The following is a 13568-nucleotide window of genomic DNA, read 5'->3' as shown; positions in this document are numbered from 1 at the left end:
TATAATTCCTCCATTTATCTGCAATTATGCTTTCTTTTTTTATCCTCATACATTCTGTCATCTGCTATCTTGCACAATTCCTCTATTCTGAATGAGCCTTTTGCAAATGCTGTTCCAACAGCCACACTGCACGGACTCATACCATACTTTTCATTGACTATTTCTAGCTCTTTTTCCCATCTTTCCTTTATCTTGGTGACATCACTTTCAGCACAATTTAATGCAACCATTATAAACTCATCGCCACCCATTCTGAAACCGTGTATATTTTCAGACAACATAGCCTTAATACTCTCGGCAGCCTTTTTAAGAAGTGCATCCCCGGCATCATGTCCATATCTGTCGTTCGTCTCTTTCAGATGATTTACATCCATGAAAAATATACCGACTGATGCAAGCATAGTATATTCTTCCCTGCTTTTCGTGAAATAACTTCGTCTGTTATAAAGTCCCGTGAGAAGATCATGTTCACTGTCATAGCGCATTTTCTCACTCATTATCTTATTTTCCATCATAAGATGCACAGCGTTTAAAAACATATCAGAACAATCATTAAAATCAATTCCCACTTCCTCATCCTGCTCACCAAGCACAAGAACAATGCTATATAAAACACCCTCTACTATTCCTGAACAAACTACTATCCTTTTGTTTTCAATAAACTCATAACAACTCAATAATTCTTCTCTCATATCATCTGACATTTCAGCAACAGATGTATATATATAATGTCTGGTATTAAACAGTCTCCCCATTCCTGCATTGAGATATGTCTGATATTTTGTCACATCATCCGAATCTTTTCTGTAAACCACACTGTCAACAATACCTGACTCTGTACACGAATATGTCAACATTGCATCCATTCCAAAGCACTTTGAAAGCACCTTAAACAAAACTGAAAAATCATCGTGTATATGTTCCAAAACATAACTCTGAAACTGAACAATATTTTCTAAGGATTTAAGATATTCCATCATTTCTGCATTTTGTTTTTCCAACTTTTAGTCCTCCTGCAATCTGCAAAATCAAAATAACAATCCTACTCTGATTCTCCGTTTCAAAGCTGTCACAAAGTATCAGACATTTTCCTGCAATATATTTTATTAAACCGGGGACAAACTTCTAGCCAAAACTTTGTATTTAAACATACATACCTACCTGACTTTGTCCACACATCATCTTATCCCTCATAACCATTAGGATTTTTAGTCTGCCATCTCCATGCATCTTCACACATCTTATCTATGCTTCTCGTTGCCTCCCAGCCAAGTTCCTCCTTAGCTTTTGCCGGGTCGGCATAACACATATCAATATCTCCCGGTCTGCGTGGGGTAATCTTGTATGGTATCTCTTTTCCACAAGCTTTTTCAAAATTCTTAATTATATCAAGAACACTGTAGCCAACGCCTGTTCCAAGATTGTAAGTCACAAGTCCCGGATGTGTGACAAGTTTCTCAAGAGCCTTTATATGACCTGTTGCAAGGTCAACAACATGAATATAATCACGCACTCCGGTTCCATCCGGTGTATCATAATCATCGCCAAAAACATTTACACATTCAAGCTGTCCTGCAGCCACTTTTGCTACATATGGCAGAAGATTATTTGGTATGCCATGCGGATTTTCACCTATCATTCCACTCTCATGTGCTCCGATAGGATTAAAATATCTAAGCAGTGCTATATCCCACTCATTATCAGATTTGTATATATCTCTGAGCATATCTTCTATTATAAGCTTTGTTCGTCCATAAGGATTTGATACCGACAGTGGAAAATCTTCTCTAATAGGCACAGATTCAGGCTTTCCGTAAACAGTAGCCGATGAGCTGAAAACTATCGACTTAACACCATGCTTTTCCATAACCTTTAAAAGATTTAATGTACCTGTAAGATTGTTATCAAAATATCTAAGAGGTATCTGGCATGATTCACCGACTGCTTTAAGTGCAGCAAAATGAATTACAGAATCTATGTTTTCCTTTTCAAATATAGCATCAATGGCTTTTTCGTTTAAAAGATCTTCCTCATAAAAAGAAATCTTTTTTCCTGTAAGTTCTTCAACCCTTGCAACAGACTCCCTGCTGGAATTTACAAGATTATCCACAACTACTACATCATAACCTGCATTTAAAAGTTCCACATTTGTATGGCTTGCAATAAAACCTGCTCCACCGGTTACTAAAATCTTCATAAAGCACCTCATTTCGTTAATCTATTATTTTTCCGTCTGTTTTCTGCTTAATTTATCAATCAATGTCATAAACCACACACTCAATGTGATACAAAACATCTCTCATATGTTCATACACTTTTCCTATAACTCATTATCACACATTTCAAGTGCTGCCGCAATAACCTTATCCATATCATAATATTTGTACTGACCGAGTCTTCCGCCAAATAAAACATTTTTCTCATTTTTTGCAAGCTCCTCATACTGCCGGTAAAGACTGTCATTTTTTTCATTGTTGACCGGATAATACGGTTCATCACCCTTTTTCCACTCAGAAGAATACTCCCTGCTTATAATAGTTACGGGCTGTTTTCCAAAATTAAAATGCTTATGCTCGATTATCCTCGTATAAGGTACATCCGCAGAAGTATAATTGACAACTGCATTTCCCTGATAATTCTCCATATCAAGCTTTTCAGTCTCAAATCTGACTGAACGGTACTCAAGAACACCGAGTTTATAATCAAAAAACCGGTCTATCATACCTGTATATATTATTTTATCGGCATCAATCTGATTTTTTATATCAAAATAATCGACTGAAAGTTTAACTTCAATGCCCTTAAGCATATTCTCAATCATTTTTGTATAACCTTCAACCGGAATACCCTGATACCTGTCATTGAAATAATTGTTATCATAAGTAAATCTAAGAGGAAGTCTTTTTATGATAAATGCAGGAAGCTCCTTACATTCCCTGCCCCACTGTTTCTGGGTATATCCTTTTACAAGTTTCTCATACACATCTTTACCGGCAAGTTTTAAAGCCTGCTCCTCAAGATTTTTTGGCTCACCTATATTTAACTCAGCAATCTGCCTTTCTATCACAGCCTTAGCTTCAGCCGGAGTCTTAATGCCCCACATCTTGCTGAAAGTATTCATATTGAACGGAAGATTATAAAGTTCATCCCCATATATGGCAACCGGAGAATTTATATAATTATTAAACTCTGCAAATTGATTTACATACTGCCATATCCTCTTGTCAGAAGTATGAAAAATATGTGCTCCGTATTTGTGAACATCAATATCATCAATTTTTTCAGTATAAATATTACCTGCAAGATGCTCTCTCTTGTCGATAACAAGACATTTCTTTCCCTTTTTATGTGCTTCATGTGCAAAAACCGCACCAAACAGTCCCGCACCTACTATTAAGTAATCGTATTTCATATTTTTCCCCTTTTCCGTCATAATCAGACAACTTATTCACACGCTTTATACCAGCAGTCTTTTTAACTGCATACACATTTTTAAAAATTTTATCAAAGGCATTTCTTATGATTTTAAATCTTAATTAGGGTTCTTTAAGTCTCCGCCTTCTTTTGAAGAAAAATTGATACTGTCAAGTGTAAAATCATGCGGTATCATAATCTTATAACCCGAATATTTTTCGCTGTCCTTAACAGGAATCCTGCAATAATTTGTTCCTTTTTTCCATGTTGCATTGATGTAATCAGTCAATTTATTACCATCTTTGTCAAAAAATTTAAGACTTAAAACAACATCCTGTTCTGCTGTTTCAGCAAAATTAACATCAATTTCTTTTACTCCGTTATAATTGTCCGTTTTCAGATAACATTCCTGCTGGGTGTTAAACCCATAGTGAAGCCCCTCAACATTATAACCGGAATACTCAATGACACCTGAACTGCCCTCCTTAAATGCACCCTTTGGTGCAAAAACCGTATTTTTTAAGATAACGGCACATATTATCACAACAACTGCTATTGCTATACATATTATTGTTTTCTTTGATTTATTCATGTTTTTTCTCCTTACACCTATTTGTCATGTAGGTAAATGCAAAACTAATTATATCCTGTGTTAATTTCTCTATTTAATCAAGGATTATGCCATTTTCACAAATGCCTAATTAAGCAGGTGTGACTGCCCCTTATACGCTCTCAGCCTTTTTAGCAAAAATAATAAGTTTACTGAACACAAAATTCAAAACTATCACGAGGACATTCGACAATATTTTCATTATCATATCCGACCAGTGCAGGCAGTCAACAGTCACATACATTATAACCATATCCATAACCCCGGTAGCCAGACGGCACCATACAAATGACATACACTCTTTGAGTAATGCCGAAAGTGTATCAGTTTTGCTCTCGAAAACAAAAATCTTGTTTGTCACATACGCAAACGCAACACCGAGCACCCACGCTATTGCATTGCTGGGGATAGTATCTATCCCTATAAGATGCTTGCAAACCGCATATGCCACAATGTTTATAAGTGTCGTAAATCCTCCGAACACAAGGTAAAGGATTGGCTCTTTATACTTTAAATATAAATCCCATATTTTTTTAATCATATCTTATCTGTTAGTCTCCATTCCATTACGGCTTTCCGTTAATAATCTATCATACATTCCTGTTCATATCCGTCCAAACAACATTTATTCAACGGTAACGCTCTTTGCAAGATTTCTAGGCTTATCAACATCAAGACCTTTAGCTACAGAAACATAATAAGCTAAAAGCTGAAGTGGAATTACTGCAAGACTTGCTGCAAAATGCTCATCTGTCTTAGGAATATATGTTGCAAATTCTACTGTATCTTCTATATTATAGTTGCCATATGTAGTAAGTCCCATGAGGTATGCACCTCTACTCTTACACTCTACCATATTGCTTATCGTCTTTTCATAAAGACCATTCTGCGTAAGCACACCTATAACAAGCGTTCCATCCTCGATAAGACTTATAGTTCCATGCTTAAGTTCACCTGCCGCATATGCCTCAGAGTGAATATAGCTTATCTCCTTAAGCTTGAGACTTCCCTCAAGTGAGATAGCATAATCTATTCCACGGCCTACAAAGAAAATATCCTTTGCATTTGCCTGTTTAGAAGCAAACCACTGAAGTCTCTCTTTATCGTCTATTATCTTTTGAATCTTATCAGGAAGTTCACTAAGTTCTGACAAAAATCCGTCATACTGCTCCTGATTTATCTGACCTCTTACCATAGCAAACTCAATAGCAAGAATATAGCTTGCTATAAGCTGTGTGCTGTATGCCTTAGTAGTGGCAACTGAAATCTCAGGACCCGCAAGTGTATAAAATACATTGTCAGCCTCTCTTGCAATAGAAGAACCGACAACATTAACAATACTGAGTGTCTTTATTCCCCTGCTCTTAGCTTCCCTGAGTGCTGCAAGACTGTCTGCCGTCTCACCTGACTGGCTGATTATAATAACAAGTGCATCTTTATCAATAATAGGATTTCTATATCTGAACTCTGAAGCAAGTTCAACTCTTACCGGTATTCTTGCAAGATCCTCAATAACATACTGTGCAACCATACCAACATGCCATGCAGAACCGCACGCAACAATATGAATCTGACTGATATTTTCAATATCTTCCTTTGCAAGACCTACATTAGAAAGATCAATCTTTCCATCCTTGACAACTGAACCAAGCGTATCCTTTATAGCCTTTGGCTGCTCATGTATCTCTTTCATCATGAAATGCTCAAAACCAGCTTTCTCTGCTGCCTGTGCATCCCACTTAATCTCCTTAGGCTCTTTCTCAATCTCATCACCGTCAAGATTGTAAAAAGTAATCTCACCGGCTCTAAGTCTTCCGATTTCAAGATTTCCTATATAATAAACATTTCTCGCATAGCTGAGTATAGCCGGAACATCAGATGCAACATAAGACTCCCCATTTGCCGTAGCAAGAATCATCGGACTGTCTTTTCTTGCAACATAAATCTCCTCAGGATACTCCTTAAACATAACTGCGAGTGCATACGAACCACGGATTCTTATCATCGCATGATTGATGGCATCGACAGGAGTTCCCTCATATTTTTTATAATAATAGTCAATAAGTTTTACGGCAACCTCTGTATCAGTCTGTGAATAAAACTCATATCCTTTTTTGGCAAGCTTATCTCTAAGTTCCTGATAATTCTCAATAATACCGTTATGTACTGCAACAACATTACCATCATCACTGTGATGCGGATGTGCATTAGTCTCTGACGGCTCACCATGTGTAGCCCATCTTGTATGACCGATACCACAAGTTCCTTGCATAGCCTTACCGTCATTTGTCTTTTCGGCAAGCACTTTAAGACGACCTTTCGCCTTAACTACCTCTATATCTGCATCCCCGTTTCTCACAGCAAGCCCTGCTGAATCATACCCTCTGTATTCAAGCTTAGACAAACTGTCCAAAAGAATAGGTGCTGCCTGATGTTTACCAATAAAACCAACAATTCCACACATATTTTATAGTCTCCTTTATCATCAACATTATCTAAAGCAATTAAAAATCATAAACTTAGTCTATTATATTTAATTTATCTGTAAATTGCAACTAAAATATGTCAAGTGCGTAGGTTTAGGGGAAAAATTTCAATGTGAAAAGGCAGATGCTCACTGCATCCGCCTTTTCACATTCTTTTTTACTTTATAATATTGACCTTATATTTCCAAGCAGCTTATTCACCCAAAATATCTTTATTATAAAACTTTGAATTTTTAGATAATTCCTGTTCTATATATTCATAACCATATTTTTCTGCTAATGTTTTCTTATCTGCATACAGATTAGTTCCAAGACCCAGTCTGTCACTATCTATGTCTACGCCTAATACTGCAAGTGTTGTAGGGAACATATTCATACTTGTAAATTTACGATTTTTGTTATTTGATGTCTCAATGGCAGAATTTATAAAACAGTTATAAACTCTTCTGTCCTTAGAACCGTCATAATAATTTTCCATATAATCATTATCCATTGTAGGATGAGCACCTGAAATAACTATCGTAGTATTGTCATAAAAGTCCTGCCTCTGTATAAGTTACTTTCTCACTTTTTCTTTACCACACAACGCTTTTTGAAGAATGAAATTCCATAACTGTTTTTTGCAACTTTGTCCAATTTGGACTTGCAATAATGTCCAAAAATGTTTTGCAACTTTGTCCAAAAAGTGCTTGCAAAAAACAGACGCAGATAACCAACCTGGTTTTCCACGTTTCCCTTTTCCCATCCAGATTCGGGATTCATGAATACCAGCTTAACACGGTAGTGCTCGCAGAAACGCTGAAAACGCTCTGTTACATTGCGACCGCCACCTTTAATAACTTTGGTGACAATGGTTCTGGTATTGTCAAACCAGCTTTCAGTAGGAACTCCACCGATGTGCTCAAATATGGCAACCAGTCCCTCTAGAAGACACTCCATGTTTTCCCCGTAATTAAGCTGGAGAAAGCCGCCGTTGCTGTATGGAAAACTGAGCACAAGATACTTTGCTTCGTGGTGAAGCCTGCTGTTTTCACAAAAATCAGCAGTTCCAAAATCTGCCTGGCCTTCACCGGGATGATGCACAAGAAGAATGTAGCCATCGGTTCTCTTTAGCCATAGTTCCTCTTTTGTTTTTTTGAAAAAAGTTGTAAAGTGGTGTATATATTATACTGTCATTTTATTAATAATCTCTCTATCATCTACATCTCTATGCATTTCAATGAAAATTATCGAAATACTCAATTCATTCAATAACTCCTAACATTAATAATAAAAACACAAAAGTATGCATTGTTTTTGTCAAAAATAATGCATACTTCTAAAGAATACTTATTCTCCGTAAGCACAAAATATCCCTACGGCTAGCACAGCAACAAACATTATGCCATAATTAGAGTGTCTCAAAAATTTGAAACATCCGCTCCAACAATTTTGAAGTTTCTCCTTCAAAATTGAAACCATTTACTATATCTAATCTCTAAAATAGATATCCCTTGTATATACTTTATTCATAACATCACTTAATTCATCACTATATCTATTTGCAATTATCTGATTGCACATAACTTTAAATTTGTCCAAATCATTGATAACTTCACTTCCAAAAAATTCCTTTTCTTTCAAAGTAGGTTCATATATAACAACCTTTACTCCCTTAGCTTTTATTCTTTTCATTACTCCCTGTATGCTACTCTGTCTAAAGTTGTCAGAATTTGCCTTCATCGTTAATCTATATATACCTATTGTACATTCATGCCCTGGAGTTCCATCATAACCTGCACTTGTTTCATCATAATACCCCGCTCTTTTTAAAACTCTTTCTGCTATAAAATCCTTTCTTGTTTTATTAGCGTCAACTATTGCAGCTATTATATTATTAGGAACATTCTCATAATTAGCTAACAGTTGCTTAGTATCTTTCGGCAAACAATACCCTCCATATCCAAAAGACGGATTATTATAATGATTGCCTATCCTAGGGTCTAAACCTATTCCCTCTATTATCTGTTTAGTGTTTAATCCTCTAACCTCTGCATATGTATCAAGTTCATTAAAAAATGACACTCTTAACGCCAAATAAGTATTTGCAAACAACTTTATTGCCTCTGCCTCTGTCAAATCGGTAAATAAAACATCTATATTTTCCTTTATTGCTCCTTCCTTTAATAAATCTGCAAACTTTTCAGCCGCTTTTCTTAACCTTTCATCCTCTAACGGCGCTCCAACTATAATTCTAGACGGATATAAATTATCATATAAAGCTCTACCTTCACGCAAAAATTCAGGACTAAAAATTATATTTTCCATATCAAATTTTTCTCTGATTGATTTAGTATATCCGACAGGAATAGTTGATTTAATAACTATAATAGCATTTGTATTATATTTTTTTACAAGCTTTAAAACTGTTTCTACTGAACTAGTATCAAAATAATTTTTTACTGGATCATAATTTGTAGGTGTAGATATAATAATATAATCAGCCCCCATATAAGCTTTTTTTTCATCCATTGTCGCATGAAGATTCAGCTTTTTATTTGCAAGATATTCTGAAATTTCCTTATCTACTATAGGAGATTTTTTATTATTTATCATCTCAACCTTATCATTAATTATATCAACTGCCCAAACTTCATTATTCTGTGAAAGCAATACTGCATTTGATAATCCTACATATCCTGTTCCTGCAACTGCTATTTTCATCTCAATTTCCTCCTTTTTTCCTTTAATATTTTCACAAATTCACTATACACTATATCTTCTTTTAATATAATTAGTAAAGCAAAATATGTTACTGAACAACATAAAACCATTATAAATGTATATATTATAAAATTCATACTTACCATTTTTCTTAATACAACATAAAATACTACCATTGGACATGCTGATATAAACATTTTCACATATTCAGATGCTCCATTATTTTCTATCTTTATATACTCTTTTCCAAGAAAGACGGATATTAACATTACTATTCCTTCAGCAATTACCGTCGCCATAGCAGCTCCATTGTAACTTAAATATGGAATCAAAAACAAATTCATTATAATATTAGATACTGCTCCTCCACATGTTGCCCAAAATATTATTTTTTCTTTTTTAATTGGCATAAAAACTTGATAAGCTATAAAACCATTTATTGGAGATAAAAACAAATTTAAAACCAGTATTCTGACTGTTGGTACAGCATCCATATATCTTTCACCTGATATTAACATAATAATTTGAGGTGCTAACAAATACATTCCAAACATCGCAGGAATAATTAAAAGTATTAAAAATCTAAATACATTTGTTAATAAATTATAATATTCATCTTCCTTGTCATTACTCTTATAAAAAGATAATCTAGCCAATACAACCGTACTTATTGATTTTATCAATTGACACAGTACCTGATTCATCTTTGTTGCTGCTGTATAAATTCCAACATCTCTATTATTTTTCATTGTTCCTAACATTGTTATATCTGAATTTAAATAAATAACTGATGCAACAGATACTCCAAACATATATGTCATTGGTTTTAAATGCTTTTTTATATCCGTATAGCGTATTCCCTTAATAGATATTTTAATGTAATTTTTACTATGAAAAAAATTCAATATGTTAGATCCTGCCGTAGCAAATACTGTTAAACCTATATACCATGCTACATCATTTGAATTTTTAACAAAAACAAATAACAAAACTAAAGAAACTACCTGAAATATTATAGATCTTATTGTTATATATTGATATTCCTCTATAAGCTCATATAACCATTCTATTCCAACTGTAGAAAAGAATATCGTTGTACAACTTATCAGTAATAAATATCTATATGTTTTAAAATGTGGAAAGAAAAATATAATTATAAATCCTATATATGCTATAACCATTGTAAATAAATTAATATAAAACATCTCAGAAACGAATCTATTTAATTTTTGTCTGTCATTTCTTATTTTAGCACCTTCTGTTATAGCATAATTACTTATTCCAAATGCAGCAATAAGCTGAAAATAACTTACCATAGTAGTAACATATGTAACCTTACCTAAACCATATTCCGTTAATACCCTTGATGCATATGGAAAAGTAATCATTGGAAATACTATAGTCATTAACACACGGATAAAATTCATTATAAAATTATATTTTATTGATTTATATTTATTCAAGCTATCTCTCCTCATTCAATTTATGACACTTTTTTATTAGTATCCCTAGCGATACAATCTGATTTTCATAATTAAAAATTAGTTTCTTTCTATCATTATTATAAATGTAATTTGTAGAAACATCTTCTAAATGCTTAACCTCTATTTCTGGATAATACAACATATTCAATTCTTTATCTCTACACCTTAAATAAAGCAATTCTTCTTCTCTAAACATAAAAGTTTCTGTATCAAATCCCTCATCAAACTTTTTTATGTACGATGGCATAAAAATCAAACAACATCCATGTAATATTATATTATAATGTTTGTCTAAACTTCCTTCTATCATTTCTTCATGTAAAACTAATTTGTCCATTACTCCTATGTAACCTAATAGTTTTCTTACTACCAATTTGAATTTGTCCCACTTAGTCCAAAATCTCCATATAGATGACTTAATTCTTCTAAGTTGTTTAATATATGCATTACGCTCTTTTTCTAATTCTTCTACACTATTCATTTTATAATACATAGCATTTTCTTCACCATTTTTTAAACAGATATGTGGACCAACAACTGCCAAATTATTCTCATCAATTCTTTTTACTAAATCCCAAAAATTTTCTTGAAGAATAAATACATCATTATTCATGACACAAATATACTCACTATTTAGTACATCTTTTGCAAATTTATATCCCACATTATTTCCATTTGCAAAACCTAAATTTTTCTTATTGTAAATAAAGAAAACATTATTTTTACTTTCAAATTCTCCATCAACCTGTTTTCCCGTCTGTAATGGCGAATTATTATCAACTACAATTATGGCACTTTTTTCATCTTTGATTTTATCTAGCAAATTATTCACGCAATCTATTGTCATTTTAGCTTCACCATAATGTAATATCACAAATGCATATATATATTTTTTCATTTTATCACCTATTTCTTTTTACAATCCATTTCATGTTAAATAAAATATAAGCAATCATCGCCTTAAAAAATAAAGAATATGCTTTTATACTAAATCTTTTTTTTCCTACATTATAGCGATACAGTATTTCCGTATTATACAATTTATCTTTAGCTATCTGCTTTAAATAAAACTTTATTTTGTCATTGCTTTCATTGTTTACATTTTTCCTAAACACAAAATAATAAATATCCCAAAAATGTCTTATTAAACTTGATACCCAAAAATCATCATTTATCTTTATCTCCAAATCCATATCCATTAAATTTCTAAGACAACCAACATATTTTGAACTTCCTGTCCATATTCCATCGCCAGTTTGAGTATAACATGCCATTATATCAGCCATATAATAAATATCTCCATGCTGTAAAAAAGAGTAAACTATCATATTATCATTAAAATAATCTTTTACTAAATTATATTTTATCTCTTTTATATATTCACTTCTAAAAATAATTGAATCTGGATGAAAATAATACTTTTTCCAATAATCTTTAGCCTTTAATTTCATATTTCTTTCCATTTTTTTTAGAAATATTGTTTTTGTACCACTTTTACCGTCAACTGAATAAACATTATGTGCACACATCGAAAATCGTTTTTCATTATCATTTTCAAGAAATGCAATTTGCTTTTGAAACTTATTATTATTGCAAAAATAATCATCACCATCCAAATATGTAAAATATTTTCCCTTTACATACTTTAATAGATTAATTCTATTCCTTGATGCCCTAAAACTGCTATTATATTTTTTTCCCTCTTGTCTATCCATAATATATACACTTATCTTATTAGGATATTTTGCTTGCCATTCCTTTATTTTATCTAGTGTCCCGTCTGTAGAACCATCATCACCGACTAGAATCTCATATTCAAAATCAGTGTTTTGTAATAAAATACTTCTTAAAGCCCTATCAACATAATCTTTCTGATTATAAAATGTTACAAGAACGCTCAATTTCATTCGTTACTCTCCTTTTATGTAATAAGTAAGATTATTACAATATCTGCTTCCAAAATCTTCCTTACTTGTTATTAAGCCAGTATTTAGGTACTGCCCTAAATTTTCTGTTGCTGTTCCCCAAGAAACTTTTTTATATCCCAAATCTTTCATTTTTTCAATCATACTATAATACATATATGTCATTGGACTTAGCTTGTTATATGCCTGTCTTGCTGCTAAATACTGTGTATGTGCACAGGATACCTTAGGAAAATAAAACATCATTGAACCAGCAATCATTTCATTGTCCAAGAATGTCCCAAAAAATCCACATTCATTTTTTAACCTGTCATTTTTGAATTCTAATAATTCCTCAATCGTATGGACAGGTTTAGTATCATATTTAGCAAGATTTTCACACAGAATATCATAAAAAACTTTTATTTCATCATCTGTTTCAAGTTCTCTTGTCACAAGACCTTCTTTAATACAATTATGAACATTTGTCCTTTTACCCTGAGCAAAATTAGATAAAATATCTTCTTTATAATTATTCAAATCAACATATGTACTTAACTCCTTAAATTCTTTAAAGTTATTATATTGAAATGCATATTGAAATAAATCTGATTCCGCATCTGAAAATATATCTGATGTCATTTTCAGATACATCTCATCAAATTTTTCCTGTAATAGATATTCTTTAAATTCTTTGACCATATCTATTATATATTTCGCTCTGTAGTGCTTTTTATCTGTTATTATTCCTCCAAAAGTTGTCCCTTTATGTGAAAAGAAAATTCTCTTTCCATCTTCCTCAATAAGGCAGGCCGGACAAACCGCTGCAATATTATTTTTTTTATTATAAATTATTATTGATTCATCTACAAATCTGTCTTTTGGATGATAGTTAAGAAATCTTCTTGTCTGTAAAAAAGTTCCATTTATTGATTTTTCCATAACAAAATCATCCCATTTTTTCTCA

12 protein-coding genes and 1 pseudogene are annotated in these 13568 nt (G+C 32.7%); all 13 read right to left on the bottom strand.

Going from position 1 to position 13568, the window contains the following annotated elements:
* Positions 1-14: 14 nt before the first annotated feature.
* A complete protein-coding gene (locus DWZ63_RS08570) occupies positions 15-1001 on the bottom strand; it encodes a GGDEF domain-containing protein (RefSeq protein WP_055946126.1) in 987 nt (328 codons plus the stop codon).
* 182 nt (positions 1002-1183) lie between these two features.
* A complete protein-coding gene (gene galE, locus DWZ63_RS08565; protein WP_055946123.1) occupies positions 1184-2197 on the bottom strand; it encodes a UDP-glucose 4-epimerase GalE in 1014 nt (337 codons plus the stop codon).
* A 123-nt stretch (positions 2198-2320) separates the two neighbouring features.
* Positions 2321-3412: a UDP-galactopyranose mutase gene (glf, locus tag DWZ63_RS08560; protein WP_055946120.1), complete on the bottom strand. Its 1092-nt coding sequence runs from the start codon at positions 3410-3412 to the stop codon at positions 2321-2323.
* 120 nt (positions 3413-3532) lie between these two features.
* Positions 3533-4006 carry a hypothetical protein gene (locus tag DWZ63_RS08555; protein ID WP_055946117.1) on the bottom strand — a complete coding sequence of 158 codons (474 nt, stop codon included), beginning with the start codon at positions 4004-4006 and terminating at the stop codon, positions 3533-3535.
* Between the two features lie 130 nt (positions 4007-4136).
* Positions 4137-4565 carry a GtrA family protein gene (locus tag DWZ63_RS08550; RefSeq protein WP_055946114.1) on the bottom strand — a complete coding sequence of 143 codons (429 nt, stop codon included), beginning with the start codon at positions 4563-4565 and terminating at the stop codon, positions 4137-4139.
* 84 nt (positions 4566-4649) lie between these two features.
* A complete protein-coding gene (glmS, locus tag DWZ63_RS08545; RefSeq protein ID WP_055946112.1) occupies positions 4650-6488 on the bottom strand; it encodes a glutamine--fructose-6-phosphate transaminase (isomerizing) in 1839 nt (612 codons plus the stop codon).
* 215 nt (positions 6489-6703) lie between these two features.
* Positions 6704-7003, bottom strand: a complete 300-nt coding sequence (locus DWZ63_RS08540) for a hypothetical protein (protein ID WP_055946110.1) — start codon at positions 7001-7003, stop codon at positions 6704-6706.
* Between the two features lie 209 nt (positions 7004-7212).
* A pseudogene (locus DWZ63_RS08535) lies at positions 7213-7638 on the bottom strand (IS21 family transposase); the annotation flags it as partial.
* Positions 7639-7980: 342 nt separating this feature from the next.
* A complete protein-coding gene (locus DWZ63_RS08530; RefSeq protein WP_055946107.1) occupies positions 7981-9213 on the bottom strand; it encodes a nucleotide sugar dehydrogenase in 1233 nt (410 codons plus the stop codon).
* Complete coding sequence (locus tag DWZ63_RS08525; protein ID WP_055946104.1) at positions 9210-10676, bottom strand: flippase; 1467 nt, start codon at positions 10674-10676, stop codon at positions 9210-9212. Before DWZ63_RS08525 ends, DWZ63_RS08530 begins: the two co-directional genes overlap by 4 nt.
* A gap of 1 nt (position 10677) precedes the next feature.
* A complete protein-coding gene (locus DWZ63_RS08520) occupies positions 10678-11595 on the bottom strand; it encodes a glycosyltransferase (RefSeq protein WP_055946100.1) in 918 nt (305 codons plus the stop codon).
* A 4-nt stretch (positions 11596-11599) separates the two neighbouring features.
* Positions 11600-12598, bottom strand: a complete 999-nt coding sequence (locus tag DWZ63_RS08515) for a glycosyltransferase family 2 protein (RefSeq protein ID WP_182431473.1) — start codon at positions 12596-12598, stop codon at positions 11600-11602.
* 9 nt (positions 12599-12607) lie between these two features.
* Positions 12608-13543 carry a GNAT family N-acetyltransferase gene (locus DWZ63_RS08510; RefSeq protein WP_207664385.1) on the bottom strand — a complete coding sequence of 312 codons (936 nt, stop codon included), beginning with the start codon at positions 13541-13543 and terminating at the stop codon, positions 12608-12610.
* Between the last annotated feature and the right edge of the window lie 25 nt (positions 13544-13568).

It is taken from the genome of Clostridium sp. AF34-13, assembly GCF_003477845.1.
Classification (GTDB): Bacteria; Bacillota; Clostridia; order Lachnospirales; family Lachnospiraceae; genus Butyribacter; species Butyribacter intestini.
The sequence above is the reverse complement of the archived record's forward strand: the minus strand, read 5'-3'. Positions and strand labels throughout refer to the sequence as shown.